This window comes from Alteromonas sp. DYW1, from assembly GCF_059752595.1.
This window is the reverse complement of the sequence record NZ_CM186038.1, coordinates 1291264-1318075: the sequence shown is the minus strand read 5'-3', so window position 1 is coordinate 1318075 and position 26812 is coordinate 1291264. Positions and strand designations below refer to the sequence as shown.

Sequence of the window (26812 nt, the reverse complement as noted above, 5' to 3'; positions counted from 1 at the left end):
TGAGTTTAATAAATTACATGCAAAAGGTACTGTTATGACACTGCGCTGGATTATACGATCGCTGAGCATTCTCACGTTGTGTTGTTTTGCCACGTTTCACTCTGCCGCAAAAGTAGAACAAGCACTAATACAACCTAAGTCCGCTTTACTCGACGGCGAATATTTTGGTTTAGCTTATTCAGGTTATCGGTTAGGACAACACCCTGACCGCGGCACGGGCGCTAACAACCCATCTGCTGATGAAGTGTTGGAAGATTTGCGCATCCTCGTGGACTACGGGGTAAAGCTTATTCGTTTGTATGATGCTGGTGAAAATAGCCGTATGACACTTGAGTTAATTCACGAGCACTCACTCCCTATCACCGTTCTGCAAGGGATCTGGCTTGATGCAGAGATCAGTAACCACGAAGGCTGCCCATGGCTCGATGAACCGATCCCTGCCCCCAAACTGGCGCAAAATAAACTGCGTAATTTGCAGGAAATTGAGCGCGGTATCGAGCTGGCTAGGACTTTTAAAGATATTGTAATTGCGGTCAATGTGGGTAACGAGGCCTTAGTCGAATGGAATGATCATATGGTCTCAGTGGAAAACGTAATCACCTACGTGCAACAAGTAAAAAGCGCAATTGATCAACCAGTCACAGTGGCGGATAACTACGAATGGTGGATTAAATCTGGAGCCGAGCTGGCCAAACATGTGGACTTTCTGGGTATCCATACCTATCCGGTTTGGGAAAACAAACCTATTGCAGAAGGATTATCGTACACCCAAGAAAATATCTTGGACGTTCGCAACGCACATCCAGATATTCCGATTGCCATTCTAGAAGCGGGTTGGGCGACCACCGCGAGTGAGTTTCCTGAGCAAGCCAATAATCCTAACCAGATCCGCTATCTTGAGGAGATGTTAGCCTGGTCACAAGCCACTAATATTACCGTGTTGTTCTTCGAGGCTTTTGATGAACCATGGAAAGGTAATCCAGCCAATCCTGCGGGGGCAGAAAAACACTGGGGGCTGTTTTATGTTGATCGCTCTGCCAAGCCCGCAGCACAAATACTGCGCAAGAGCCTGCCATAAATACTGCAACCGTCAGACGTTTTAATAATCACCGGCCTGAATAGCATCAGGCCGTAACATTGCGCAAATAAATCCAACCAATGCTTGACGATTTTTTAAGCATCAAGCAAACTAATTGTTAACACCTTGTTAATATTTGTTATCAGTATTTACATCGTGGTTCAACCAATCAAATAATTATAAATGCATAAGATGCTATATTGTCCTAAGGAGACATGCTGATGATTTTGAATCACCTATGGGGGATCTACGCGCACCCTAAAGAAGAATGGCAAACGATAGATGAGCGCCACGAAAGTTATTTTTATGCGCTGAGTCATATCAGTATCATTGCTCTCATCCCAGCAATTGTGGGTTATTACTCAGCAGCGCATATCGGTTGGAGTATTGGTGTTGGCGATGTGATCAAGCTCACCCAACAAAGTGCCATGCTAATGAGTGTAGCCATGTATTTCGGCCTTATTGCAGGGGTTGTTGCGCTTGCGATACTTGCCCATGAATTAGCGAAAGCGTTTGACGCCCATCCCACCTACACGCAATCACTTGAACTTGCAGCCTACACTGCAACCCCGCTCTTTATGGTAGGTTTTGCGGCACTCTATCCGGTATTGTGGTTTGTTATGGCGGTCGGACTTGTGGGTTTGTCTTATTCAGTCTATCTGCTGTACTCTGGGGTGCCGATTATGATGCACATTCCAGAGGAAAAAGGATTTATCTATTCAAGCTCTGTGGTTACTTGTGGTCTGGTATTGCTCGTCATCTTAATGGCAACAACCGTTATTTTATGGAGTACAGGCGTTGGCCCAGTGTATGTGCACTAGGTGAACGTTTTGTCGGCCTGTTGAAGGTCAAAAGCCAGCGTTAACGCTGGCTTTTTTTATTTCGTCTCCAGTGCAGATCCACGGCTCTTTTGGAGGTTATTAGCACTTACATATTGTGCACGTCGAGATTACTTAGTTCAGCCTGCATTGTTGGGGCTTTCTTAGTGTTCTCTCCGCGCGCGGCATCAATACTTTCCAAATACTTCTGATCAACATCACCGGTAATATAATTGCCATCAAACACTGAAGTTTCAAAGCGGGTAATGCTGTCATTTTCTTCACGCACAGCATCAACCAAGTCACCGAGATCCTGAAAGATTAATCCATCCGCTTGGATCAAGTCACTAATCTGATCAATCTCACGCCCATAAGCAACTAACTCATTAGCAGAGGGCATATCGATACCGTACACGTTTGGAAAGCGGATTTCTGGCGCAGCTGAAGCAAAGTAAACTTTCTTAGCACCCGACTCTCTCGCCATTTCAATGATCTGGCTAGACGTCGTGCCTCGCACAATGGAATCGTCCACTAATAAGACGTTTTTGTCTTTAAACTCAGAGGAAATGGCATTCAATTTACGACGCACAGATTTTTTCCGCATGGTCTGCCCAGGCATAATAAAAGTGCGCCCAATATAGCGATTCTTCACAAAACCCTGACGATACGGTAAGTCCAATGTGTTCGCGATTTGTAGCGCAACATCCATTGATGTTTCAGGAATTGGAATTACCACATCGATATCCAAATCCGCCCACTCGCGTTTAATTTTCTCACCCAATTTTTTACCCATATTGACCCGTGATGCATACACTGAGATACCGTCTATAAATGAGTCTGGACGAGCAAAATAAACAAATTCAAAAATGCAGGGGGAAGAAATTGGATCTTCAGCGCACTGCTGAGTGTAAAGCTGACCTTGTTCGGTTATGTAAACCGCTTCGCCTGGCGCTACATCACGCACAAACTTAAAGCCGACAGCATCTAACGCGACACTCTCTGATGCAACCATATATTCGTCACCTAGTTCACTCACCCGCTTGCCCAGTGCGAGAGGACGGATCCCGTTGGGATCTCGAAAGGCGACAATTCCGTGCCCAATGATTGCTGCTACAACAGCATAAGCACCTCTGATCTTACGATGCACCTTGCTGACAACTTTGAATATATCGGCGCTGTTTAGTGTGAGTTCAGAGCAATTCTGTAACTCGTGAGCCAGAATGTTGAGCAATAATTCTGAGTCTGATGTGGTATTGATATGACGTCGCGCTATGCGAGAGACCTCTTGCTGCAATTCAGCGGCATTAGTCAAGTTGCCATTGTGCGCAAAAGCAATACCAAACGGCGAATTCACATAAAAAGGCTGGGCTTCAGCCGAGCTGGATGTGCCAGCAGTAGGGTAACGACAGTGGCCGATGCCCATATTACCGGTTAAACGCTTCATATGACGCGTATGGAAGACATCGCGCACTAACCCGTTGGCTTTGCGTAAATTAAACATATTGTTGTCGATAGTCATAATCCCTGCAGCATCTTGACCACGATGCTGTAAGACTGTCAGGCCGTCATACAAAGACTGTGCAACACCTGTTTTACCAACAATTCCAACAATACCACACATGTGAATTACCTATCTCTTAAGTAGTTAAGAAGCTTGAACTGTCCTTCATATATTGAAAGAACCATTCAATTATGATTGCAAATTCAGGCACCAATAACGATGCCTGCCACCATTCACTGCTTGCTGCTGGGGTGAAGGTGTCCATGAAAAACAACAATGCGCTGATAATCAAAACGCCACGCAAAGCACCGAAAACGGCGCCAAGTGCCCGATCTGTGCCACTTAAACCCGTCGCTTTAACTAATTGCGTGAACACATAATTAACCAAAGCGCCTACGAGCAAAGTAGCGACAAAGAGAATGGCGATAGCGACACCGTTGCGTAATAACTCGTCGGCTATGCGAGTAAGATAAACAGCGATATCGGGATAAAACTGACTCGCAATAAACAGGGCGGAGAACCAAACAGCCAATGAAATGGCTTCTTTCACAAATCCGCGGATCAAACTAATGATGGTCGACAGAGCGATAATGCCAATGATGGCGAAATCAAACCAATTCATTCAAATTATACTTCGATAAGTAGCCGACAGCCGCAGCGCGAATGGAATGGCGCGCATTTTAGCAGATGCGAAGTTGAATACCAATTAAACTAACAATGAATTTGAGGCTAATTGAGCGTTTGTGTAAAGTTAAAAAGACTGACTAAACTCGGTGATTTTCCCTGATAAACCAGTCAACTCCTTGAGATGAGGTAAAGCTTCTTCTAATTTCTTATACTGTAAATCAGGGCCTACGAACACCTTTGTCAAACGCCCGGCACTGGTCTCCACAGGGCGACTAAAGGTGCGGTATCCAGCATTTTCTAATTTATCCAACAACTCACGGACATTTTTCTGATGGCGGAAACTGCCGAGTTGAATCACCCAACCCGCATCTTCATTAACATCAACATCAGGTGTCTCAACAACGGTTTGCTGCGCAAGGGAAGATTCTGGTGCTGTATCCTCGCCAACTGAAATGTCCGATTCAACGGGCTTTGCCTGAGCCTCAGAGGCCTCATCAACCGGTAGCTCAGTTACTATCTCAACGGGCCTTGCTGCTGTGTTGGCAACTTCTTCAGTGGGAAAGTTTTGTGGTTTAACTAAGGCGTTGCGCTCGGGCGCTTCAGGAATTGAAACGAACGTTGGGGTCTCTTGACTTTTCTTCCCATCCAAAATATCAGGTAAAAAAATCACCGCGAGTGCGACGACGATAATAGTGCCGACTAGGCGGTTTTGTAATGCGCTGGACAAACCCCAAACTCCTTTATTTTTGCCGACACATTATAGGGCATCGAGCCTGTTTAGTGTCAATAACTGATCAACGGTTACAAACGATCCGAATACTAACACAGTATCTTGTGCTTGCACCTTAGCATTGATTGTCGCGATTGCGTCTGCAACACTGTCGAAGCAACCAATGACGTCTTTAGGATCCAGACAACTCGCCAATGTTGCAGCACTCGCTGCGCGCTCACCGGGTAGCGTGACTGGCAGCCACTGTGGGGATAAAGCGTGCAACTGCTGCAGTGTTTCAACCATCGCTTTATCCTTCATCATGCCAACAATAATAAACAGTTGCCCTTTTAAATGAGGCTTTAATTCATAAGCAATAGCTTTGGCTGCGTGGGGGTTGTGACCCACATCCGCAATCCACAATGGTGCGTGTTGGATCACCTGCATACGCCCTGGCAATGTTGCCGTGGCGACCAAGTCTTGCAGCACTAATGGCTGCGCCATTAAGGACTGCAATAATCCAAGTGCCTGCAGTCCAGCCAATGCTGTCGATATATTGTCGCGCAATAAGCGTGGCTCAGGTAACGCGCTAATCACAGCACCCTCCCCTTGCCATTCCCACTGCCCATCCGCCTTTACCGTGCAATCAAAATCAAGGCCTTTGCGCGCTATTTGACGAGATAACCTATGCGCCTGAGACAACATTGTCTGAGGCGTATCACGTTCACCCAGGACAATGGGTATATCAGGACGGAATATCCCTGCTTTTTCAAACGCAACTGAATCACGGGTGGTACCTAAGAACTCTTGGTGGTCTAGATCAATGCTGGTAACAATTGCAAGATCAGCATCTACAATATTGGTCGCATCTAGCCGACCACCTAAGCCCACTTCTAAAATCAAATAGTCAGGCGCTTTTTGATAAGCCATAAGCAGCGCCGCTAAAGTGCCGAACTCAAAATAAGTCAATGAATCATTACCGCGCATGCGCTCAATTTGCAGGAAGGCATCACAAAACGCTTGCGCCTCTGGGAGTGAGGTATTGATCCGCACACGCTCACGATAATCGCTAATGTGTGGTGAGCTGTAAACCACCACGCTATGACCCAATCCGCTTAGCGCCAGTTCAATAAATCGACACGTAGAACCCTTACCGTTGGTGCCCGCTACGGTAATAACTGTCGTATGGTTGAATTGAATGCCGAGTCGCTGATAAACGCGAGAAACACGATCCAAGCCCATATCGATTTCATTGGGATGGATCGCAAGTAGGTAATTTAGCCATTGGTCGAGAGACCACGCTGTTTTGGCAGTCACCCGATCATTAGCAGTTGTGTTCATGAATTAATGTCGATGCAATTTCCGTAAAATGGCATGCAGTGTATCGCGCATTTCTCTGCGGTCAACAATCATATCAATTGCGCCTTTTTCCAATAAAAACTCACTGCGTTGGAACCCTGGTGGTAAAGTCTCGCGCACAGTTTGCTCAATCACCCGAGGACCAGCGAAACCAATTAACGCTTTTGGTTCTGCAATATTGATATCACCAAGCATTGCCAGACTGGCGGAAACGCCGCCCATAGTAGGGTCGGTTAACACCGAAATAAAAGGTAATCCCCTTTCACTCATTTTTGCCAGGGCAGCACTGGTCTTTGCCATTTGCATGAGCGAAAATAAAGCCTCTTGCATACGAGCTCCACCACTTGCTGAAAAGCAAATGAGTGGCATGTTGTGTTCTAAACACTCATTGACCGCTGCAACAAAGCGCGCCCCCACCACTGACGCCATTGAACCGCCCATAAAGCTGAATTCAAAACATGCGACTACGACCGGCATCCCCTTTAGTTTGCCTCGCATTACCACTAAAGCGTCTTTCTCATTGGTGGCTTTTTGTGCCGCAGCAATGCGTTCTTTGTAGCGCTTTGAGTCCTTAAACTTCAGAACATCCTGTGGCTCTAAATTTGCGGCAAGTTCCGTCCGTTCCGTCGCATCCAGCAGACTATCTATACGCTTACGCGCTTTAATCCGCATGTGGTGGTCGCATTTCGGGCAAACTTCTAACTGCTTTTCCAATTCTGACTTATACAGTACGGCGCTACACTCGCCGCACTTCGTCCAAACGCCCTCAGGCACATTGCCTTTCGTTGACGTTTGCGTTCTGGGAAGGATCTTTTGTATCCAACTCATAATTTGTTAATTCCTGTCGTACCCACAACAATAAAGCGGTATTAGAGCATATTTGATGGCGGGGTTAAAAATAAAACTGGTCTAAGAAGTTGGATCTTGTCGCTCTAGTGGCAATCTGTGCTCATTAACCTTCAATTGCGCAAGGGCTAATCTTTAGTCGTTAAATTGAGTCAGCTAAAAATAGTGGACCCAGTGGTCTTACTGGTAAGCCAAATTCATCCGGATAACTTACTCGTACTAGATACAAACCGTTTGGCTTTGCAGTAGCCCCCGCTTTAGTCCGATCCTTGCTGTCTAACAACTCTTTGATCCATTCGGTTGGTTGTTCACCACACCCCACTTCCAACAACGAACCGGTAATGTTGCGCACCATATGGTGTAAAAAGGCATTACCCTCCACATCAACAATGACGTATTGCCCTTTTCGCTGCACTGAAATTGCGGTTAAATTTCTAAATGGTGATGTTGATTGACAATGTGCTGCGCGAAATGCACTAAAATCATTCTCGCCAATTAAACATTGCGCCGCATGATGCATTTTATCTGCATCCAAAGGACGGTACTCATGGGTAACTCCTTGAGTGTGGATCCCCGGGCGCAACTTTGCATTGTAAAGAATATAACGATAGCGACGGGCGGTAGCTGAATAACGCGCATGAAATTGTGTATCGACTTCACGTGACCACGTCACCGCAACAGTATCCGGCAAATGGGTATTCACACCCATTGTCCATGCTCGCTCTGGCCGCATTACTGGAGAATCAAAATGCACGATTTGCCCTGTTGCATGCACACCTGCATCCGTGCGACCAGCACAATGAATTGTGATTGATGTGTTCGCAATTTTGGCTAACGCGTCTTCAATACTCTGCTGCACAGAAGCCACATGACTTTGACGCTGCCAACCCGAAAAACTGGCACCGTCGTATTCTATACCGAGAACAACTCGCAATGTGTAGTTTGCCTATGTGTGATCATTCGTGGGCGCAAGTGTAGCCTAACTGAAATATCCGTAACAACCCGTTAAGCAAGATTATCGAGCAGCACTTTGGCTTCTTCTTTTTGTTCCTCTGAACCTTGCTCAATGACTTGGAGTAACAACTCTTTTGCTGCTTCGTTGTCATCCATTTCTATATATGCGATGGCTAAATCAAGATTTGCCGCTTGCGCGCCTCCATCATCAACATCAACCATTACATCATCATTACTGGTGCCCGTATATCCCTCAAGATCCACATCTAAATTTAGTTCTGCATCATCCACATTGCTGCCGTCATCGCTTTCACTCTCTGCCAGCAATGTATCCACATCAACAAAATCCTCTGACTCTGCAGGTTCTTCAGGCTCAGTGAAAAGCGCGTCTAAATCGAGGTCTGGGTTATCTAACTTAAGCTCAGGTTTACCCTCGACTTCTGAATCAATACTTTCCAGCAATTCATCGAAATCAGCACCCTCAATCTCCTCAAGGACCAGACTATCTTGATCTTTTTCTTCATTCAGCCAGTCACCTAAGCCTGGCATGTCGTCTAAATCATCATCACCGTCAGCTAATTCAAACGCAGGTTCTGGGTCTGCACCAGAGTCTTCCAACGTGTCATCATCGAGTGAGAACTCATCAAACTCTTCGGTTAATAGTGCATCATCAAAGTCTTCATCTACTGTTGAAGGACCATCGTTCAAACTTGGAATATCGTCTAGTTCAAAACTCTCAGTACTGGACTCATCAACGATCTCAAGCTCGTTATCATCCGCAACCCTATCGCTATCAAAGACATCGAGTAACTCTTCGGTCGCAGCCTCGGTTTCAGCTTCGCTGATGCCCTCTTCGTCCGAAGCCAAGTAAGCTTCTTCAGTATCGAGAGTAAATTCAGACTCAGGGGTAGCCTCGTCCTCGGCTTCAAATTCTGCCAAGAGCTCATCAGACAGCCCATCATTCAGCGTCCCGTCCTCTGCTGTTGGATCAGACTCAGTGCCTGTTTCTAGTTCTTCAGCTTCATCCGCTGTCTCAGCCTCAAGCTCCGCTAACAATTCGTCAGTGAGAGGATCATCTATTTCTTCCTCTACAGCTGAATCTTCTGTTGCACTGGTTTCCAGTTCTTCAGCATCGTCCGCTGTCTCAGCCTCAAGCTCAGCTAACAATTCGTCAGTGAGAGGATCATCTATTTCTTCCTCTACAGCTGAATCTTCTGTTGCACTGGTTTCCAGTTCTTCAGCATCGTCCGCTGTCTCAGCCTCAAGCTCAGCTAACAATTCGTCAGTGAGAGGATCATCTATTTCTTCCTCCACAGTTGAATCATCGGTCGCACTGGTATCCAGTTCTTCAGCATCGTCCGCTGTCTCAGCCTCAAGCTCAGCTAACAATTCGTCAGTCAAGGGGTCTTCTATTTCTTCCTCTAGAGCTGAACCTTCTGTTGCACTGGTGTCCAATTCTTCAATATCGTTTGTCGTTTCCTCTTCAAGCTCGGCCAGTAATTCATCGGTTAGGGGATCGTCTATCTCGTCCTCTACTGCTGAATCGGCTACTGTACTCGAATCGAGTTCTTCGGCGTCATTCTCTGCGGTAAGTTCCGCGAGTAGCTCATCAGACAACGGGTCATCTAATTCAGTAATATCATCAACGTCAATATCGTCTAAATCAGCCGCAAACTCATCAAGGGTTTGAATATCGTGTTGGGCTTGAACCGGATCTGCAGGTTCTGGTTCATCGACAGCTAAATCATCTTCATCGTCTTCATCAACAAAGCCCTGCATCATTTCGATTTGTTCTAGCTCGCCTAATATTTCATCGGTGACTCTATCTAGTGCTTCATTTTGGGCTGCAACCTCGTCACCAAGCTGCTCCAACATTTGGCTAGACACACCCGTTGCTACATCGACATCAATATTCGCGGGAACATCTGATTTCTTTTCCGGCTCCTCAAGTAACTCATCGATGCTAATCTCGGGTTTGTCTTCTTCAGCCTCAACCGGAGAAAAACTCTGCTCTGCATCTTCATCGAGTAGCGCATCGATATCATCACTTTCAGCTAACTCTTCATCCAACTGCTCATCCAAAGCCGCTTCCAGATCATCAGCGGCCAATTCAGCTGCAATATCAGTATCTATCTCGCCAATTTCATCTTCTTCAAATAACTCGTCAAACGAATCGCCATCAACATCACCCGCTTCATCCAGCTCTGACGCAAGTGCATCATCAATGTCGTCGTCAAGGGCGTCTGACAAATCAATATCTTCGTCATCAGACAAGTCAATCCCTTCTAAGGCATCATCAGTGGCGTCTAGCTCTTGTAAGAGCTCGTCATCATCCTCGAACAATGAATCATCATCGTCATCTAAATCGGGGACTAGCATTTCGTCACTTAGATCGGCATAACTTTCCAATTCACTCTCGACCGCATCATCCAATGACTCTTCTAATTCTTCCGATAGAACATCATCAAGTAATTCGTCGTCATTAAACAAGTCATCATCAGCATCAGGTGCGGCTAGGTCATCCATCAATGCATCACTCAAGTCGTCCATTGGCGCTTGAGTTGCAGCAGATTGTGCGATAGGTGCAGCTTGACTTTCCGTCAATACCGGAGGAGCGTCAGCGTTTTTTTTACGTTTTACCAGCCAAAATACAAGACCGCCAAGCAATAACAACGTCAGTAATGATGAGCCACCGATAATGGCCGCAGGACTACTTAACAGATTAGTCAGGGAAGATTCTTGCTCCGCTTTCTCGCGCGCTTCGCGCTGGCTAATGAGATCAAGTGTTTGCTGCAGCAATTCAACTTGCTGATCGATTTGAGGTTGAACTTGTTCATTTACTTGACTACGTAGCTCATTGATATCTTCATTGACCGCATCTAGCCGCTCAAAAACTTTACGATTCTCGTCAATTAAGGCCTGCACGTTATCGATAGAGGCGGCAAATTGTTGCCGCAATAAGTCGAATTGTTCGATTTGCTGTTGATCAATCCGCGACAGTTTCTGTTCGATTTGATTTGTTTTTTCATCAAGATCAGCCTTTTTGACTAGTTCGCCCGGCGGTTTGATGTTAGTAGGTTCATTCGACGTTTGCGTGGATGGGACTGCTGCTTGATTGAAGGCTTCTGTGCGTTTACGTGCATCCTCAGGATCAATACGCGCAATGTAGCGTTCAGATGGCAAATTGAGTACCGCACCATCAACTAAAAAATTAATATTGCCCTGCTCAAACGCATCAGGATTGAGTTCATAAATAGCTATCATCACCTGATAAACCGAGAGATCGCGGTTTTGTCGGTAGCGTGAGGCAATACGCCACAAAGTATCAGAAGCATCGATAGGGCCATATATCGCACCAGAAAATTGGCTCTGGCTATCCCTTGGGCCCTTGATTTGCAGATTCGAGGATTGCGCAGAAGCTTCGCTAACCACAGTAAAAACGATGGCGAGTGCTACACTCATCATTATTTTGCGGCTTAAATTCATTGCGTTCCTTATTCTTTTTATAGCGTTAATATCAGCGAGCAAAAGCTTCTATGATCATCGTCTAGTTTAATGTGTTTCGGGGCAAAAAAGCCACTTTTACTACCATTAAAGTTACTTCAAATTCCGAAGTAACCGTTTTGTTTGCAAATTCTGCTCCAATCTGCGTCGCACAAACAGAGAAAGTCCTAATTTTCGCCTTGCTAAGCATAGTGTAGGCAATAAAAAAGGTGCTACGGATTCCCCGTACCACCTTTTTATCGACAATTTGAGCATATTATTGAGGATGTCTACACCAGACTGATGCCTCTGAACTGGATCTGCGTCAGAAAATACTCATCACATATAATCGCGAATGAGTACTTCGGCAATTTGCACGCTGTTAGTTGCAGCGCCCTTACGCACATTATCCGAAACAACCCATAAATTAATCCCATTGGGGTGTGAGATATCGTTGCGAATACGCCCAACATGCACACTGTCGTTACCACTAGCACTGCTCACTTGAGTCGGAAAGTCTTCCCTGTCTGTGTATACCGTGATACCTGGAGCAGCCGCCAAAATTTGTTTAATATCTTCTGCATCGACCGGCTGACGGGCCTCAATGTGAATGGCTTCACCATGTCCATAAAACACGGGAACGCGAACCGCAGTAGGATTCACTCGAATCGATTCATCCCCCATAATTTTATGCGTTTCCCACACCATCTTCATTTCTTCTTTGGTGTAGTCATTATCCATAAACACATCAATCTGCGGGATTGCATTAAAGGCAATCTGGCGACTAAAACCTTCAGTATTCACTTCTCTGCCATTCATTAATGCCGCCGTCTGTTGTGCCAGACCGTCCATAGCTGATTTGCCAGCTCCCGACACTGACTGGTAAGTGCACACATTAATACGATCGATACCCACAGCATCATGGATCGGCTTCAGCGCAACCAACATTTGAATAGTTGAACAATTCGGGTTCGCAATTATGTTGCGATTGCGAAAGTCAGCCAACGCATGCGAGTTCACTTCCGGGACCACTAAAGGAATATCGGGCTCGTAACGGAAGTGGGACGTATTATCGATAACCACACAACCAGCGTCAGCCGCAATTGGTGCAAACTTCGCTGAGACACTGCCCCCCGCAGAAAAGAAACCTAATTGCACTTGGCTCCAATCAAATGTATCGGCATTTAGCACTTCAATTTCTTTACCCTTAAAATTGATCGTTCCACCCGCAGAGCGTTCACTCGCGAGTGGATAAAGTGTTCCGATTGGAAAGCCGCGCTCTTCCAAAACTTCAATCATCGTTTTACCGACCAATCCTGTTGCACCTAAAACGGCGACATCAAAGGCTTGTGACATATGTGTGCTTTCTCCTACGGAAATGTCTATATTAACTGTACTGTGAAACCCAGTGCACTGAGCGTCGACACAACAGGGTGACTTTGCTGTTGTTTAGCAATCTGCAGCCTTTGGGCACTGAATTCTCTACGCTGCCGATAATTTTTACGTAACGCTTGAAACACCCCATCCTGCAGCTCGGATTGTGCCATCGCTGCGCGAAAATTCCTATCATCCTCGCGACTATCATATAGCGAAAAAATCAATCGATGAATCATTTCTTCATTCAAGCTCTCGGCGCACAATTCAATTGGGGGGATGTCCGGTAGTAATTCTGTTAATTCCAGCCCTATAGGCTCTGCTAATTGCTGACATAGCCATTGGTATACCATGAATGTACCCCGACTTTTACCCTCCAATGAATGCCCTGCAATATGTGGGGTGGCAATTTCTGTATGGGCAATTAGCGCGCGATTAATTAATGGTTCGTTCTCCCATGCGTCTAAAATAAGTGCAGGACTTGCGTGATCATTCTGCAATTGCAAAAACGCTGTTTCATCTAACACACCGCCGCGACACGCATTGATCACTAACTGTGATGGTCGCAATGCAGACAAGAATGCGCCATCGATTAAGTGTGCGGTTGGATGTTGACCACCTTTGACGAGCGGCACGTGCAAACATATCACATCACACTGCTGGATAACGTCGAGTGCTACAAATTCTCGTGGATCCGGAGTGAGCTGTAAAGGCGGATCACATAATTCAACGGGTACGCCAAGGGCGGCCAATTTAGCCGCTAACGCTGACCCAACATGGCCTGCACCGACGATCCCTACTCTCAATGTTCTTAGCCATGTGAGATCGTTGCCGCTATCTTCAGCATAAGCGAATAAGCAACTCACCACATATTCAGCAACTGCAACAGCGTTGCATCCAGCCGCGGCATACCAAGGAATATTGGCTGCAGCTAAATACTCGGTGTCCAGATGATTGAAACCCGCGGTTGCAGTAGCCACCCACTTTAATTGCTGAGCATATTTGAGCAGCCCGGCATCGACTTTGGTTGTTGAGCGTACGAGTAATGCATCGACGTCTGTGAGCATTGCTGGCTCTAGGTTATCCGCAGCAAACGCCTCGGCATCGCCTAATAGCGAAAAGCACTCAGCAGCCAATGGCATGTTATCATCATAGAGAATTTTCATGCCTTGAGTTTACCGAATGGCTAGCTAAATCTCACTGATAAATTGCGCAATGAATTGATTTACCTTTTTGGCATCCTCAAGCTGCGGATAATGCCCCACGGACAATGCTGCGGTGGTCACGTTTGGTAGCAACGCTTGAAAGCGTTCTAGCATGTGCTCCCCCGAAATGGGATCATGCACGCCATTGATAAAAGCTAATCGCTTGGGAGCACATTCAGCTTGACGCTGCATTGCAGCGACCCAACGATCGCGATGGTTAGCTCGTTCATCAATATATTTCAGCAGGTTTGGAATAACTCGTTTGCCGCGATTGCGCAATAGCAAAGTCCACAAGATATCAATCGTTTCGCTCGTCGGCGGCGTGTGGGGTGCGAATATCTTCGCAAAACTCCGTTTGAGCGAACGCTTTGACATAAATACCGCAACTGCTGGGCCAACCGGACTGTTAAGTAGTTTTTGCATCAGTAACGGGCGGTGACTTTCGGCGAATAACCCGCCGTTCAGCCAAATAACTTGCTCAATAACGAAATTCAGTGCGGATGATTGAGTAGAGCTTTCGCTAGCTAACACTTGTCGCGCAAGCAACTCCTGAGCCACTGAATTACCATAATCATGAGCAATGATAATGGCATTGCTAATCCCTAACTGTCCGCATAGCCCGTCTACAACATTCGCTTGCTCAAGCAAAGAATAGTGATAAGGATGGGGTTTGGCTGAGGAGCCAAACCCCAGTAAGTCCATGGCTAGCAAAGAATGCGACTCTGCAAACGCCTGCCATTGGTTATGCCAGTCCCATGCCGCACTAGGGAAACCATGAATAAACACCAGCGTTGGAGCTAGCGAGTGCGTATTTTGCTGATACCAATAGCTGATTTGATGGCCGCCTATTTGGGCCTTATTTGCATTAGCATCAGTTTCAACCAGCGATGGCGATAGCATTATTCTTTATAACCTGGTGATTCTCTATCCAGTCGGCGCAAGATCCCGGGCCATGCAAGTGCACCGCCCATGGAGCGGGTCACCTGATTTGCCTGCGCTTTAATCCCAGCTAAAATTTGTGCAGGGATGGGAATTAGCTTTTGCCCTGTTGATTGCGCTTGAATTTGTATTTCGCAACTACGCTGCAAGATAAACATCCCTAAAAAGGCATCTGCTACGGTTTCTGCACAGGTTAACAAACCATGATTGCGTAAGATCATAAAGTTAGTGTTGCCTAAGTCGGCGACTAAACGCTGCTTTTCATCAGGGTTCAAAGCAACTCCCTCATAATCATGATAAGAGAGGGAAGCCAAAGCGAATAATGACTGCTGACTGTAGGGTTGTAGTCCATCTTGTAACACCGATACGGCAATACCGGCGGAGGTGTGCAAGTGCATTACACACTTGGCGTCATCACGTGCCTCGTGCACCGCGCTGTGAATGGTAAATCCGGCAGGGTTAATGTCAAACTCACTCTGCATCACCTTATTGCCGTGTAAGTCGACTTTAACCAAACTGGACGCGGTGACCTCTTCAAACATCATGCCATAGGGATTAATTAAAAAATGATGCTCAGGGCCTGGTACACGTGCTGAAATGTGAGTAAAAACCAGATCATCCCAGCCATAAAGCGCGACTGTGCGATAACACGCGGCTAAATCAACACGCAATTGCCATTCTTCCGCAGAGACTTGTTGTTGTACATGCATAATAATCACCTTGGGTTTGTTTGCTGAATAGTATAGGCTGACATTCACCCTATAACTGTCGCGAATGCGACAATGTTGCAATTATGTTATCAGTAGCCCACAAAACCACTCTGCGCTCAACGGTTTGGTTTAATGCCATGAGCGAACCTGTGCAGAATGCCTTTATCGCGTGCATTAAAGTGCAATCGTTAAGTCCCGGTAAAGCGCTCTATGCCAAAGGTGACGTCGGAAACGGCTTTCATTGTGTATTGGAAGGGCGAATTAAAGTTAGCAATATCCATAGCAGTGGTAAACAAATGGTGCTGGCTTATCTGGACGTGGGTAGTTGGTTTGGAGAAATTTCAATGTTCGACGGTTTAGGCCGAACCCATGATGCCCATGCCGATAAACAAACCTTGCTGGCGTTTATTAGTCGCGCCGATTTTCATCAATTACTGCAACGCTATCCGGAGACCTATCACTACTTTACACAACTGCTTTGTCAACGTTTACGCAATACGTTTAGCTTTATCGATGCAACTGCGAGCTTGGATCTTAAACAACAGCTAGCAAAACGCTTAGTTTTACTGAGTAGTAATTTTGGCCAACGCTTAGCAGGACATAACGCTTATGATATCAGCGCATCACAAGAAACCCTGGCCATGATGATCAACTCATCACGCCAAACGGTTAATCGGTTACTTAAAGAAATGGAGCAGCAGGGCTTAATCCGCATTCGGTATGGCGGGATCGCCCTGCTCGATCTAACGCAATTAAAAGCGCTGTGTGAATGGGACTAACTTAACGATACCGCGACATTACTAACGTGGCATTAGTGCCACCAAAACCAAAACTATTCGACATAATGGTATTCAACTCTGTATGACGCGTTTGCGTAACGATGTCGAGGCCTTGAGCTTCAGGATCAAGCGAATCGATGTTAATTGACGGCGCAATAAAGCCATGTTTCATCATCAGCAGGCTATATATCGCCTCGTTAACACCAGCGGCTCCCAAGGCGTGCCCAGTAAGCGACTTAGTCGCGCTAATGGGCGGTGACTGATCACCAAATACCTGTTTGATCGCCTTTAATTCTTGCACATCACCGACCGGCGTTGATGTTCCATGGGTGTTAAGGTAATCGATGGGTCCAGCGACATTTTGCATGGCCATTTGCATACAACGCACGGCACCTTCACCAGACGGTGCAACCATATCGTAGCCATCCGACGTAGCACCATAGCCAGTAATTTCAGCATAAATCGTCGCACCTCTTGCCAGCGCATGCTCTAATTCTTCAACGACCACCATACCGCCGCCGCCGGAGCTGACAAAACCGTCACGTTCAGCACAATAGGTACGGGACGCTACAGCTGGGTTTTCGTTATACTTTGACGATAATGCCCCCATGGCGTCAAACTGACTAGACAACGTCCAATCCAACTCTTCACCGCCACCTGCGAATACCACGTCCTGTTTGTTCAACTGGATCATTTCCACGGCATTCCCAATACAGTGTGCGCTGGTTGCACAAGCCGATGAGATCGAGTAATTGATGCCCTTGATTTTAAAGGGGGTAGCTAAACACGCCGAAACAGTTGACCCCATGCAACGGGTAACCATATACGGGCCGACGCGCTTTATTCCTTTTTCGCGCAGAATATCAGCAGAAGCAACTTGATTGATCGAAGACGCCCCACCTGAACCAGCGATAATACCGGTGCGCGGATTAGAAATTTGCGCCTCCGTCAAGCCAGAATCTGCTACAGCCTGTTGCATAGCAATATAGGCATAAGCGGCTGCATCGCCCATAAAACGCATGACCTTGCGGTCAATATGCTCTTTAAAATCAATCTCTATGTTACCCCAAACCTGGCTACGCATTCCCATTTCAGCAAACTGTTCTGAAAAAGTTATGCCTGATTTACCCTGCTTGAGAGACTCGGCCACGGCGGTTTGGTCGGTACCGATGCTCGACACAATGCCGATACCAGTAATTACTGCTCTTCTCATATTTCACCTAGTTACTTTAAGTCGGCATATAGTAATGGTTTCGACATGCGAAAGTGGTCTGCTCTTTATCTAAGTTTTGAACCACCAGCATTTTTTACCAATAATAGGTATTATGCGATCCATTAGCTTAAACCTTACTAATTGAGTCATTCCGTTGCAACGCACTTTTGCTGATATTGAGTTTAATAGCGATGGCACTCCCATCGCCAAAAACTACGATGATGTGTATTTTTCCAATGCCAATGGAGAAGCGGAAACACGCTATGTGTTTCTCGCTAATAATCAATTATCAGAACGCTGGGCCCATACCTCGTCGCGCCAATTTGTTATTGCCGAAACGGGCTTTGGCACTGGCCTCAACTTTCTTATAGCTACCCAAGCATTTGCAGACTGGAAGCGCGACCAGCCTAACAGCCCATTGTGTCAATTACATTTCATCTCAACGGAAAAGTTTCCCTTAGCAGAACAGGACTGGCGCGCCGCCTTGGCATCTTTCCAACATTTAGCCCTGACCGACAAACTGCTGAGCTCACTGATTTTTAACAGTACGGGCTGTCAACGCTTGCACTTTCGACTCGAACAGGCGGAGATTATTCTTGACCTATGGATCGGCGACGCGATTGAATCCTTCGAAAGCATGTCGGTTGCAGCACCAGAAAGTGCACCTATTCCGAATGTGAACGCCTGGTTTCTGGATGGTTTTGCACCCAGTAAGAATGCCGATATGTGGCAACCTCAGCTATTTTCGCAAATGGCAAGATTGAGTGCCAACGACGCCACGTTTGCCACATTTACTGCTGCAGGATTTGTAAAACGAGGCTTGCAAGCTGCTGGGTTTGTTGTCGAAAAACGTCCTGGATTTGGGCGTAAGCGAGATATGCTGGCGGGCCACTTTGCCGCCGAGCCCATTCCGAAAGCCCCCAGCCGCCAACATGACATAACACCACTTGCAGTACTCAAAAATTGCTCACAACCGCATGTGGTTATTGTTGGTGCCGGGATAGCGGGCGCATCCCTCGCATATGCATTGGCCCGGCGCAACGTTAAAGTAACCATGATTTGCCAGGGCGATAGCGTAGCCGATGCCGCGTCAGGCAACCCTCAGGCGGGTATTTATCCGCAATTACATGCCCAAGCCAGTATTCTTAGTCGGATCCAATTAGCGTGTTTTAGCTACGCACGCCACGTGTACGATACTATAGTGCAAGACGGTTTCCAGTTTGGTCATGATTGGTGTGGTGTAATGCAAGTTGGTTTTTCCGACGAAGTGCTCAAGCGACAAAATAATTTGCTTGATACCGCTATTTGGCCTGCAGCGTTAGTACAAGCGATAACGCCAGCAGAAGCGACGCGCATTGCGGGTGTTCACCTCCCCTACTCAGGGCTCTATTTACCCGCCGCCGGTTGGGCATCACCGCCTGAGTTGGTGCAGGCCATGCTAGGATTTGTACGTCAGCATTGTGACTTTACCCTATATACTTCAAGTACGTATCAAGACCATCATTACCTTGAGAATGAACAACAGGCACTGCGTATTGAGATTACCCATGCAGATAAGCCCATTACGCTCTGTGCCGATGCTTTGATTTTTGCCAGCGGACATCAATCAGACAGTTTAGAAGTGCTTAATCACCTACCGTTTGTGCTTACTCGCGGCCAAGTAGAAAAGCTCAATAGCCGTGGTGAATTGACGAACTTAAATACAGTTATTTGCCATAAGGGTTATTTAACTCCTGCTTACAAAGGCACGCATGCACTAGGGTCTACCTATGGCAAAAATGATACGGCGTTAGAGGTGCGCATGGCAGACATAGAACAAAACCTAGCGACTCATCGCAAATCTCTGCAACAATGTGATTGGGCCGGTGCATTCTCACACACAGGTGAAAGTCGAGCGGCTATTCGTTGTTCAACACCAGACCACCTGCCGATCGTCGGCGCCCTTTCGGATAACGCTGCGCAACAAATGCAGTACGCCAATTATTTACAGCGAGGCAATCGTACAGCAAGACAATCTCCGGCTACCTTGTCTGGATGTTATGTCTTGAGTGGTTTGGGATCACGGGGATTCACTACTGCGCCGTTGATGGCTGAGCGACTCGTCAGCGAATTGTTTGCTGAACCACTACCCATGAGTCAGGACTTATTGAATGCTATTGCGCCCAACCGGTTTTTACTGCGCGCAATCAAGCGCGGTCATTTCACGTAGAATGAGCTTACAACGCACTGATATACGGATTGATTTCAGCCACTACGAAATCTGGAATGAGAACATTGGCACTGGCAACAACACGCCTGTCGGCCAAGGCAACAATCCGCGCATTCACCGAGACTCCGTGACTGCGCTGGATGATGGTTCCAGTGAGTACATGATTCATCGCAAGTTTGTCGGCTAAACGCTCAGCATTGCGGCTGAAAATAAAGTCGCCTGTTGGCGTAACGCTAATCGCATTACCAACCTTAAAATCAACCACTCCAATGCCGAAATGCTGAATTTCACCGATAAAGTATTCCGTTAGCTGATTACCCAGTGGACTGGAGGTTTGTAAAGACGCATCCAATTCAACAAAAGAAACAACACCGACTAAATCTGCCGGGGTAAGGGCTACCGCTCGATCCATTAATTGCATCGCTAATTGTGCGGCATACTCGCGTATCGATTTATGCGTGTTCTGTGCAGCAAAAAGTTGCGGTGTACGTGCACGCATTCGACTGTGTTCGCCGTCTAAATCATCCGACAATTGCATGTTGTCGCGACTGTCTGGCTGATAACGTTGAGCAAAATCTAGTGATTGGGAAGTCTGGATATCATTGTTCTGCGCCTTGGTCGCAGCGCTGCGATTGCTCGTGGCCATATGCGTTGATTCAACTGGCTGTGCTGTTTCATCAGGTGGATCAAAAACCGCCATCATTTTATCGGTAATAGCACAACCGGTGAGCAACCCACAGCTTAAAACAAAAGCGTAAACATTCACTAGACGTCCCATTGCACTTATCCTCGCGTCAATCTTACGCCATCCTGCATTTCATCTGATTGACGTTCGCTGGGGATCAGCGCATCAACCACATAAAAAGGCACCAACGATTGTGCACTAGCGACTACCGCCTTAGAGCGCAACCCCAAGATCCGCGCATTGACCAAATACCCCCCTTGGTGCTTCGTTAGCGTACCAGTCAACACGTATTCCATTGGCAAGTTCGCGCTAAGTTCTAGATAATCGCGCGTTAGTAAAAAATCGCCTTGTTCAGTAACACGCACATAATCGGTAGCTTTAAAGTCAATCACAGGGATCCGGAATTTGTGCAACTCATGCACAAATGATTCAGCCATTTGATGCCCCAGTAAATTGGTTTCCTGTAAATCACTATCCAGTAATGCAAAGTGAGTTACCGCAATCGGGGTTTTGGTCGTGATGTATTCCATATTACTGATCATGTCCTGCGTCATGTTCTTGACATAATCGCCGATGTGCTTGGTCAATGGACGTCCTTTATAGGCCCCCTGCACACTTGAATACACTGGTGGCTGACCAAATGCGCCAAAACTATCGGCTTCACCAGAACTCTCCCCCATCGTATCATCAGCTGGCTGAATTCCAGTTATATCAATCACTTGCATATTGGCTGGCGTATCACCAACACGCTGCATGGCCGTAGTCTCTTGCTCTGAGCTAAACATCGAGCAACCGCTCACGATTGCCGTAAGTGCCATCATCGCGACCCAATTGCGTGCTGTATTTTTCATAGAAACACCATTCTTTATTCGTTGTACTGCTATGCACTGACTTTTCATAAACTTGCCTCTGTGCGATAAATCCTGCCATTACGCGTAGTGACTTGCTCCCGTTGCCAAAAAAGCTCCGCGGGGAAAAAGCGTGTTGCAGCAGCGATGACATCTTTATTCTGTGCATTAATGATGCGGGCGTTGACCACTGCGCCTTCTTGCTGATAAACCAGCGTCCCGGTGATGTAGTAGTCCACCGAATTTGATGAAGTCAGACGCTCAATATCGCGAGTTAGTACCCGATCAGAAGTATCATTAATTAATATATCGTTGGAAAGCTTAAACTCTTGAGTGATAAAGCCACGCCGCGCTGCCTCTGTCATCATCCCCTGCTCGAGTTGGTGGCCCAAATACATCAATGGACTTTGCCAATCGGGATCATGTTGTAATGTGTCGACGGGCACAAATCCCACGACTGCGTAGCGCGAGTTACGGTTACTCCGTACCCTACTGAATAATTCATTGGCTAATTGATGGGTATGCAGCTCAACATTACCGAGAGCGGAAGAAATTGTCGGGGCTGGATCCACGAGATTATCATCTGGCGTTTGTGAGCAGCCATAAAGGAGGTACAGGCTACATAAAACCAGCAGTATGTGTTTTTTAAGCGCGGCAACGGGTAACATAATTTTGCTTCTGGTTAACTTTCCTGACGTAATCTAAGCAAGAAGTTAGCCAAAGCGCTTATCAATAATCTTCTTTTGGCGTCCCGCTGGTATGGCGAGGGTTAGCTGATATATGCCAACGGCTAACGTACAAGCTGGATACGTTCAGCGGCAAGTCATTGCCGCTTAGCCACTGGTTGTTAGTAGTGACTGCCATAATGCATACACCTGACCTTGCTCAGTTAACGCTAATTCATCATTGCTAAATGCAGCTTTTAAACTGGCTTGCATAAATTCATCCAAGTGCACAATGCTTGCGTCTGGCAACTTTTCAGTTTGACTCACCACTATATCAAAGTGGCCATGCAGATAACTTGCGATAAATAACTCATGATCATCAGCATGATTAACTGCATCAAGCAGTTTGTCTTCAATTTGATCAATTTTATGCTTTAACATTTGGTTTATTTTCCGTTGATTGTTGGCCAAGACTTTGGCGCATCAATGTATGGCCTTTGCCAGCCCGTTAATCATCGACCTGTAATCGAGGATTAACTTAAACTGTTCCAGCAACCGGATAAAGTACGTGATCTCGATAACCGGTCGTTACGCGGATGGTTCCAGCTAATGCCTGATCAAGCGATACATCGCCCGTATCAACCTGAATAGCTCTTCCCTGCAATCCCTGCAACTTGCTCTTACTGGCGAGCACAATGATGTTTGCCTGACCTGCATGGCGAATCAGTGGTGCCGAAATTTGTTGGTTTCCACGCCCAAAAATATGCCCTTGGCCACCGATCAAAGTCACTACGATTTTGACCGGTTTATTGCCTATCGCGGCGAGTAATTCCTGCGCAGAGAGATCCTTACCAATCACTGCATTGTTGAGCACCAAATCAATCCCTAGCAACGAATTATCCAAACCAATACTCTGCATTGCACCATTGATCGTTGAGCCTGAACCGATCACAAACATATGTTCAGGAAATTCATCAAAGAGTTCCTGCAAGTAATCGCCAAATTCCATAATGAGTAGTTCATCACTTTCCTTACCCCCCATTTTTACTGCTTGAATGTATTGCAGTTCTTCAGGGACTTGCATTTCCCCCACATGTTTAGCAATCACTTGACCTTGCCGAAAAGCAATTTCATCTATATCGCGAACCTCAGCTTCTTTTACGCTGACTAATTCGCCATTGACTAGCTTTTCTAGCACAACACCTGCTGCACTTGGTGAAACGGCATAAACGCCAGAATGAATTTTACACCCCGCAGGGATCCCCAAAACTGGCAGTTTATCGCCAATTATTTGATAGATATCGGTTGCGGTACCATCCCCACCAGCGAAAACCAAAGCATCGATGTTCTCTGTTAACATACGCTTAGCTGCCGTTTGCGTATCTTGGGCTTCGGTTTGTGCAGTTTGCGGCGAATAGATGACCTGTACTGCAAAACCCAATTCACGCGCCGTGTACTCGCCCATATCTCCGGCAGCGGTTACAATTTGCACCTTATCTGCGCAGGGTTGTAATCGCTCCAGCGCTACGGCTGCACGGCTATTGGCCAAGGGAATGGCACCTTTGGCTAATGCCTGTTCGCGGGTCGCTTTGCCATCACTGCCTTTAAGTGCAGTCGCACCGCCAATACCGGCAAACGGATTGATAATTAAACCCAATCTAAACTGCTGTGGCATGGACGAGATCCTTACTCAAAGCGAGGCAATTTTGCAGCGTTAATGGCGGTGTTTGATAATACTTATGTAGTGCCATTACGAGTCGCTGTGCGCGCGGTGGAAAACCACCCAACAGGTAGCTTTCTAACTGTTTTTTTACCTGTTGAGCGAAGTTGAAACGATCAGGTTCAGCGCCATTTAAGTTATCGGTACTGACCCCAAAACATCGCCCACAAGCGACGCTAAACGCCCATTCTAGTGCCTGCGGCTTTACTTCTACTTTTTCAAATTCAGCTTGCTCGTGTGCGTTGCGCCCATCAGGACAATACCAGTAGCCATAGTCAATTATTTCGCGACGCGCGCGACCCGCAATACACCAATGCGCAATTTCATGCAAAGCACTGCTAAAGTAGCCGTGGGCAAATTCGATACGATGATAGGCACAAGAAGCGTCAGCAGGTAGATAAATAGGCTCACCTTTACCGCGGACTAAACGCGTATTCTCGCTTACAAAGAGCGCATTAAAGAGTGCGATCAACTCATCAACGGCTTGCGTTTCGTTGCCAATCGATGAATTGTGCATGACGGGCCCTAATTCTGCCTGCCACTCAGGTGCCACATTTAAACTTTTCACGATACTTTCACGTCATTTGAGAATGCCGCGCAGTGTACCAGAAACAACGTGATGCTTGTAATAGGACATAACTTGCGCCAACCTATAGCCATGTTTCATTGTCGCTATACTATCCAGTGTCATTAAGTGCAGACAAAATTATCCAACATATTCATACGGTAAACGCTCGGCGAGACCTTGCGGCCAAAATGGGCAAGCTTGATACGGTCATGCGTTTACAAGAATGGCAGTGTCGTCGTTTGCTTACCACACATGCAGATTTGCGCGCCGAGCCGACCTTTGCCGATGCCATGCAGTTTTTTGTTGATGAACTCTACGGCCCTAAGGACTTTAGTCAACGCGACAAAGATCTCACTCGTGTGATCCCAAAGCTCGCAGCAGTGCTGCCGGAAAAAGCACTCAAAGCATTGGATGATGCACTGCGTTTAAATGCGCTGTCATTCGATCTCGACCTCGATATGGTTGATGCTTTAGACCAGATTGGCGTGCATGAAGCGCTCAACGGCGGCACATTATCAGCGCATGACTATGCGTTGGCCTATCGACAAGTGGGGCGCCCAGAACAGCGTGCTGAACAAATTGATATTGTTGAGCAACTCGGCTTGCAATTAGCCGACGTAGTGCATGTTAGAGGGATTAGTTTATTGATCAAAATGGCGCGCAAGCCTGCTGAGCTTGCAGGCGTTTTAGCGCTCCATGAATTTCTTGCTGAAGGCTTTTCGGCATTTAAACAATTAGGCGATGTTCGCGCTTTTCTCGATCCGATTGTGTCGCGTGAAAGAGCCATTATGACGCAACTATTTGCTACGAATTTCAGTAGTGAAAACAATCCATTACCGCAGAATGTTCACGTATGATAGCAAGCGACTTATGGCAATTGCCTAATCCATTTATTGAATCTTGGCACATACCGTCAGACGTAATTGACCATTATGGTCATGTCAACAACGTCGCCTATATCAGCCAAATTGAAAAACTGGCTTGGGCACATAGTAATGCTTTGGGGTTAAGTATTGAGCAGTATCAAGAGCTGGACCGCGGTATGGCGATTCGCCGCCATGAAGTTGATTACCTTTTACCCTGTCACGAAGGCAATACCATTGCCTGTGCAACATGGATAGTAACCTGCGATCGTCGCTTGACGTTATCACGCCGTTTTCAATTTATTTGTACGACTCGGAAAAAAACGGTATTTACTGCCCAAACTGACTTTATCTGCATTGCATTGTCCACGGGTATGCCAAAACGCATGCCTGAAGCCTTTCAACAGGCTTATGGAGGCGCCATGATAGCGCTCGAGCAAACGCAAGGTTAAGCACAGATGACTTGGGGAATAAGGGTTGTTTATTGTGCACTCATTGTTTCGTTAGCGCTTAACGTCTATCTATTGTTCTTTACTGGCTCCCCCCCAAAAAAAAGTGAAACCCTATCTGCGGTGCAGGGAGAGGCTTCCCCTCAGGCAACGTCAGCCCCTCAAATAGAGGTTGACGTTGGTGCGCCCTCCCCCGGGAAAACGACTATTTATGATGAGCCCACCGTCACACCATCGGGTCCCTCCTCGACTGTAACTCTCGCTGATCTCAATGCCTATTTTCGTGCGGAGGACTGGCCGCAATTAACTATCGCACTGCGCGAATACTTGCGTGACAATCCAAATGATTTAGAGGCGCATCTACTAGAAGCTGAAATGATTGCGCGTACCAAACCTCTGAATGTTGCGTTAGTCAATTTTTACACGCTCTTAGATAAGCCATTTGATACCGAGGTCCGCGCTTCATTACAAGAGAAAATCGAGCAATTATTTGAAAATGCAACAGAACAACTGCGATTCGACCGAGCCTGGGACTTATTAGCTGAACTACTTGAGCCTTTGGTACAAATTGCTCCGAATGAGCGCCGCTACTTGATCTTGTTGGCTGAAGCTTATGCCCAACAAGCCAACGAAGTCATGATGGAAAATGCACTGGCAGGCCTGCCATTTGACGACCCAGCAGCTGACGCCGTGCGGCAAATATTGGCGCGTAAGCAACAGTTCAGCAATGACGGCAGTGAACTGGCTGGCACAGATGCTTTATCTGAAGCCGTCGACTTTGGCCGGGCAACACGGATCCCGCTTGAGCGGATCGGTAATCAATATATGCTTGAACTATCCGTGGATAGTAACCCGGTCAAACTGATGATCGATACGGGCGCGTCTACTACGGCTATTACCACTCGTACCTGGTCACGCTTAAGCCGCAGAGTCGCGGCGAAATACATTGGTATCTTTCGGGTCAATACTGCAGCGGGTTATATTCAGGCGCCCATGTTTTCAATTAAGAGTGTACAACTAGGGCCGTTGCAATTTGATGATGTGTCAGTCATGGTGATACCGTCCAGAATGATGGGCGATGACCCAGCAATGTCGCCGCAAGGATTGTTAGGCATGAATATTTTGAGTCAGTACAATTTTCAAATTGATCAGCAAAATGCGGTCTTGCTTTTACGTAAACGCATTATAGACTGAAATAAAAGCTTGCGGG

The 26812-nt window shown here is 46.7% G+C and carries 25 protein-coding genes; 7 read left to right on the top strand and 18 right to left on the bottom strand.

Features of this window, described 5'->3' with window-relative positions; genetic code table 11:
- Positions 1-34 precede the first annotated feature (34 nt).
- Both AC121Z_RS05930 and AC121Z_RS05925 read left to right on the top strand, forming a co-directional pair.
- Positions 35-1078: a glycosyl hydrolase family 17 protein gene (locus AC121Z_RS05930; RefSeq protein ID WP_498127364.1), complete on the top strand. Its 1044-nt coding sequence runs from the start codon at positions 35-37 to the stop codon at positions 1076-1078.
- 221 nt (positions 1079-1299) lie between these two features.
- The gene (locus tag AC121Z_RS05925) at positions 1300-1899 is read left to right on the top strand and encodes a Yip1 family protein (protein WP_498127363.1); all 600 of its coding nucleotides are present in this window, start codon (positions 1300-1302) and stop codon (positions 1897-1899) included.
- A 106-nt stretch (positions 1900-2005) separates the two neighbouring features.
- On the opposite strand, the gene purF is transcribed toward AC121Z_RS05925, so the two are convergent.
- The 11 genes from purF to AC121Z_RS05870 all read right to left on the bottom strand — a co-directional run bounded on the left by purF (position 2006) and on the right by AC121Z_RS05870 (position 15603).
- Positions 2006-3517 (bottom strand): amidophosphoribosyltransferase, encoded by a 1512-nt coding sequence (gene purF, locus AC121Z_RS05920; RefSeq protein ID WP_498127362.1) that lies wholly within the window; start codon positions 3515-3517, stop codon positions 2006-2008.
- Positions 3518-3533: 16 nt separating this feature from the next.
- A complete protein-coding gene (locus tag AC121Z_RS05915) occupies positions 3534-4019 on the bottom strand; it encodes a CvpA family protein (RefSeq protein WP_498127361.1) in 486 nt (161 codons plus the stop codon).
- Between the two features lie 129 nt (positions 4020-4148).
- Positions 4149-4751: an SPOR domain-containing protein gene (locus AC121Z_RS05910; protein WP_498127360.1), complete on the bottom strand. Its 603-nt coding sequence runs from the start codon at positions 4749-4751 to the stop codon at positions 4149-4151.
- Positions 4752-4781: 30 nt separating this feature from the next.
- A complete protein-coding gene (folC, locus tag AC121Z_RS05905) occupies positions 4782-6074 on the bottom strand; it encodes a bifunctional tetrahydrofolate synthase/dihydrofolate synthase (RefSeq protein ID WP_498127359.1) in 1293 nt (430 codons plus the stop codon).
- Between the two features lie 3 nt (positions 6075-6077).
- Complete coding sequence (gene accD, locus AC121Z_RS05900) at positions 6078-6920, bottom strand: acetyl-CoA carboxylase, carboxyltransferase subunit beta (RefSeq protein ID WP_498127358.1); 843 nt, start codon at positions 6918-6920, stop codon at positions 6078-6080.
- A gap of 160 nt (positions 6921-7080) precedes the next feature.
- Entirely contained in the window at positions 7081-7872 is a 792-nt protein-coding gene (truA, locus tag AC121Z_RS05895; RefSeq protein WP_498127357.1) for a tRNA pseudouridine(38-40) synthase TruA, read from the bottom strand.
- A gap of 71 nt (positions 7873-7943) precedes the next feature.
- On the bottom strand, positions 7944-11378 hold the full coding sequence (locus AC121Z_RS05890) for a FimV/HubP family polar landmark protein (protein WP_498127356.1): 3435 nt from the start codon (positions 11376-11378) through the stop codon (positions 7944-7946).
- A gap of 336 nt (positions 11379-11714) precedes the next feature.
- On the bottom strand, positions 11715-12731 hold the full coding sequence (locus AC121Z_RS05885) for an aspartate-semialdehyde dehydrogenase (RefSeq protein WP_498127355.1): 1017 nt from the start codon (positions 12729-12731) through the stop codon (positions 11715-11717).
- 26 nt (positions 12732-12757) lie between these two features.
- Entirely contained in the window at positions 12758-13915 is a 1158-nt protein-coding gene (locus tag AC121Z_RS05880) for a 4-phosphoerythronate dehydrogenase (protein ID WP_498127354.1), read from the bottom strand.
- Between the two features lie 24 nt (positions 13916-13939).
- A complete protein-coding gene (locus AC121Z_RS05875) occupies positions 13940-14854 on the bottom strand; it encodes an alpha/beta fold hydrolase (protein ID WP_498127353.1) in 915 nt (304 codons plus the stop codon).
- The gene (locus AC121Z_RS05870; protein WP_498127352.1) at positions 14854-15603 is read right to left on the bottom strand and encodes a class II aldolase/adducin family protein; all 750 of its coding nucleotides are present in this window, start codon (positions 15601-15603) and stop codon (positions 14854-14856) included. The genes AC121Z_RS05875 and AC121Z_RS05870 overlap by 1 nt, the downstream gene beginning before the upstream one ends.
- Positions 15604-15686: 83 nt before the next feature.
- On the opposite strand from AC121Z_RS05870, the gene AC121Z_RS05865 reads away from it, so the two are divergent.
- On the top strand, positions 15687-16382 hold the full coding sequence (locus tag AC121Z_RS05865; RefSeq protein ID WP_498127351.1) for a Crp/Fnr family transcriptional regulator: 696 nt from the start codon (positions 15687-15689) through the stop codon (positions 16380-16382).
- Position 16383: 1 nt separating this feature from the next.
- On the opposite strand, the gene fabB is transcribed toward AC121Z_RS05865, so the two are convergent.
- Positions 16384-17595: a beta-ketoacyl-ACP synthase I gene (fabB, locus tag AC121Z_RS05860; protein WP_498127350.1), complete on the bottom strand. Its 1212-nt coding sequence runs from the start codon at positions 17593-17595 to the stop codon at positions 16384-16386.
- Positions 17596-17749: 154 nt separating this feature from the next.
- On the opposite strand from fabB, the gene mnmC reads away from it, so the two are divergent.
- The gene (gene mnmC / locus AC121Z_RS05855) at positions 17750-19804 is read left to right on the top strand and encodes a bifunctional tRNA (5-methylaminomethyl-2-thiouridine)(34)-methyltransferase MnmC2/FAD-dependent 5-carboxymethylaminomethyl-2-thiouridine(34) oxidoreductase MnmC1 (protein WP_498127349.1); all 2055 of its coding nucleotides are present in this window, start codon (positions 17750-17752) and stop codon (positions 19802-19804) included.
- Positions 19805-19811: 7 nt separating this feature from the next.
- Here the strand turns inward: mnmC and AC121Z_RS05850 are convergent, their stop codons facing one another.
- From AC121Z_RS05850 to AC121Z_RS05825, 6 genes are all read right to left on the bottom strand, one after another.
- Positions 19812-20582, bottom strand: a complete 771-nt coding sequence (locus tag AC121Z_RS05850) for a FlgO family outer membrane protein (protein ID WP_498127348.1) — start codon at positions 20580-20582, stop codon at positions 19812-19814.
- A gap of 5 nt (positions 20583-20587) precedes the next feature.
- Positions 20588-21340 (bottom strand): FlgO family outer membrane protein, encoded by a 753-nt coding sequence (locus AC121Z_RS05845; RefSeq protein WP_498127347.1) that lies wholly within the window; start codon positions 21338-21340, stop codon positions 20588-20590.
- Positions 21341-21384: 44 nt separating this feature from the next.
- A complete protein-coding gene (locus AC121Z_RS05840; protein WP_498127346.1) occupies positions 21385-22005 on the bottom strand; it encodes a FlgO family outer membrane protein in 621 nt (206 codons plus the stop codon).
- Positions 22006-22170: 165 nt separating this feature from the next.
- Entirely contained in the window at positions 22171-22443 is a 273-nt protein-coding gene (locus AC121Z_RS05835; RefSeq protein WP_498127345.1) for a YfcL family protein, read from the bottom strand.
- A gap of 97 nt (positions 22444-22540) precedes the next feature.
- Complete coding sequence (locus AC121Z_RS05830; RefSeq protein ID WP_498127344.1) at positions 22541-23677, bottom strand: ATP-NAD kinase family protein; 1137 nt, start codon at positions 23675-23677, stop codon at positions 22541-22543.
- Positions 23661-24239, bottom strand: coding sequence for an elongation factor P hydroxylase (locus tag AC121Z_RS05825; protein ID WP_498128159.1), 579 nt, complete (start codon positions 24237-24239; stop codon positions 23661-23663). The genes AC121Z_RS05830 and AC121Z_RS05825 overlap by 17 nt, the downstream gene beginning before the upstream one ends.
- Positions 24240-24388: 149 nt before the next feature.
- Between AC121Z_RS05825 and AC121Z_RS05820 the strand changes: the two genes are divergently transcribed.
- From AC121Z_RS05820 to AC121Z_RS05810, 3 genes are read left to right on the top strand one after another with little or no spacing between them, the layout of a single operon-like run.
- The gene (locus AC121Z_RS05820) at positions 24389-25147 is read left to right on the top strand and encodes a DUF8198 family protein (RefSeq protein WP_498127343.1); all 759 of its coding nucleotides are present in this window, start codon (positions 24389-24391) and stop codon (positions 25145-25147) included.
- Positions 25144-25605 carry an acyl-CoA thioesterase gene (locus tag AC121Z_RS05815; RefSeq protein ID WP_498127342.1) on the top strand — a complete coding sequence of 154 codons (462 nt, stop codon included), beginning with the start codon at positions 25144-25146 and terminating at the stop codon, positions 25603-25605. The genes AC121Z_RS05820 and AC121Z_RS05815 overlap by 4 nt, the downstream gene beginning before the upstream one ends.
- Before the next feature lie 6 nt (positions 25606-25611).
- Positions 25612-26796, top strand: a complete 1185-nt coding sequence (locus AC121Z_RS05810; protein WP_498127341.1) for a retroviral-like aspartic protease family protein — start codon at positions 25612-25614, stop codon at positions 26794-26796.
- Positions 26797-26812: the final 16 nt, after the last annotated feature.

Coding starts and splice junctions, on each gene's coding strand:
- purF (WP_498127362.1), bottom strand. CDS start 3,517: ATGTGTGGTATTGTTGGAATTGTTGGTAAAACAGGTGTTGCACAGTCT.
- fabB (WP_498127350.1), bottom strand. CDS start 17,595: ATGAGAAGAGCAGTAATTACTGGTATCGGCATTGTGTCGAGCATCGGT.
- AC121Z_RS05915 (WP_498127361.1), bottom strand. CDS start 4,019: ATGAATTGGTTTGATTTCGCCATCATTGGCATTATCGCTCTGTCGACC.
- AC121Z_RS05810 (WP_498127341.1), top strand. CDS start 25,612: ATGACTTGGGGAATAAGGGTTGTTTATTGTGCACTCATTGTTTCGTTA.
- AC121Z_RS05885 (WP_498127355.1), bottom strand. CDS start 12,731: ATGTCACAAGCCTTTGATGTCGCCGTTTTAGGTGCAACAGGATTGGTC.
- AC121Z_RS05930 (WP_498127364.1), top strand. CDS start 35: ATGACACTGCGCTGGATTATACGATCGCTGAGCATTCTCACGTTGTGT.
- AC121Z_RS05875 (WP_498127353.1), bottom strand. CDS start 14,854: ATGCTATCGCCATCGCTGGTTGAAACTGATGCTAATGCAAATAAGGCC.
- AC121Z_RS05830 (WP_498127344.1), bottom strand. CDS start 23,677: ATGCCACAGCAGTTTAGATTGGGTTTAATTATCAATCCGTTTGCCGGT.
- AC121Z_RS05870 (WP_498127352.1), bottom strand. CDS start 15,603: ATGCATGTACAACAACAAGTCTCTGCGGAAGAATGGCAATTGCGTGTT.
- AC121Z_RS05815 (WP_498127342.1), top strand. CDS start 25,144: ATGATAGCAAGCGACTTATGGCAATTGCCTAATCCATTTATTGAATCT.
- AC121Z_RS05850 (WP_498127348.1), bottom strand. CDS start 20,582: ATGGGACGTCTAGTGAATGTTTACGCTTTTGTTTTAAGCTGTGGGTTG.
- AC121Z_RS05890 (WP_498127356.1), bottom strand. CDS start 11,378: ATGAATTTAAGCCGCAAAATAATGATGAGTGTAGCACTCGCCATCGTT.
- AC121Z_RS05880 (WP_498127354.1), bottom strand. CDS start 13,915: ATGAAAATTCTCTATGATGATAACATGCCATTGGCTGCTGAGTGCTTT.
- AC121Z_RS05825 (WP_498128159.1), bottom strand. CDS start 24,239: ATGCACAATTCATCGATTGGCAACGAAACGCAAGCCGTTGATGAGTTG.
- accD (WP_498127358.1), bottom strand. CDS start 6,920: ATGAGTTGGATACAAAAGATCCTTCCCAGAACGCAAACGTCAACGAAA.
- AC121Z_RS05925 (WP_498127363.1), top strand. CDS start 1,300: ATGATTTTGAATCACCTATGGGGGATCTACGCGCACCCTAAAGAAGAA.
- AC121Z_RS05845 (WP_498127347.1), bottom strand. CDS start 21,340: ATGAAAAATACAGCACGCAATTGGGTCGCGATGATGGCACTTACGGCA.
- AC121Z_RS05835 (WP_498127345.1), bottom strand. CDS start 22,443: ATGTTAAAGCATAAAATTGATCAAATTGAAGACAAACTGCTTGATGCA.
- AC121Z_RS05865 (WP_498127351.1), top strand. CDS start 15,687: ATGTTATCAGTAGCCCACAAAACCACTCTGCGCTCAACGGTTTGGTTT.
- folC (WP_498127359.1), bottom strand. CDS start 6,074: ATGAACACAACTGCTAATGATCGGGTGACTGCCAAAACAGCGTGGTCT.
- AC121Z_RS05840 (WP_498127346.1), bottom strand. CDS start 22,005: ATGTTACCCGTTGCCGCGCTTAAAAAACACATACTGCTGGTTTTATGT.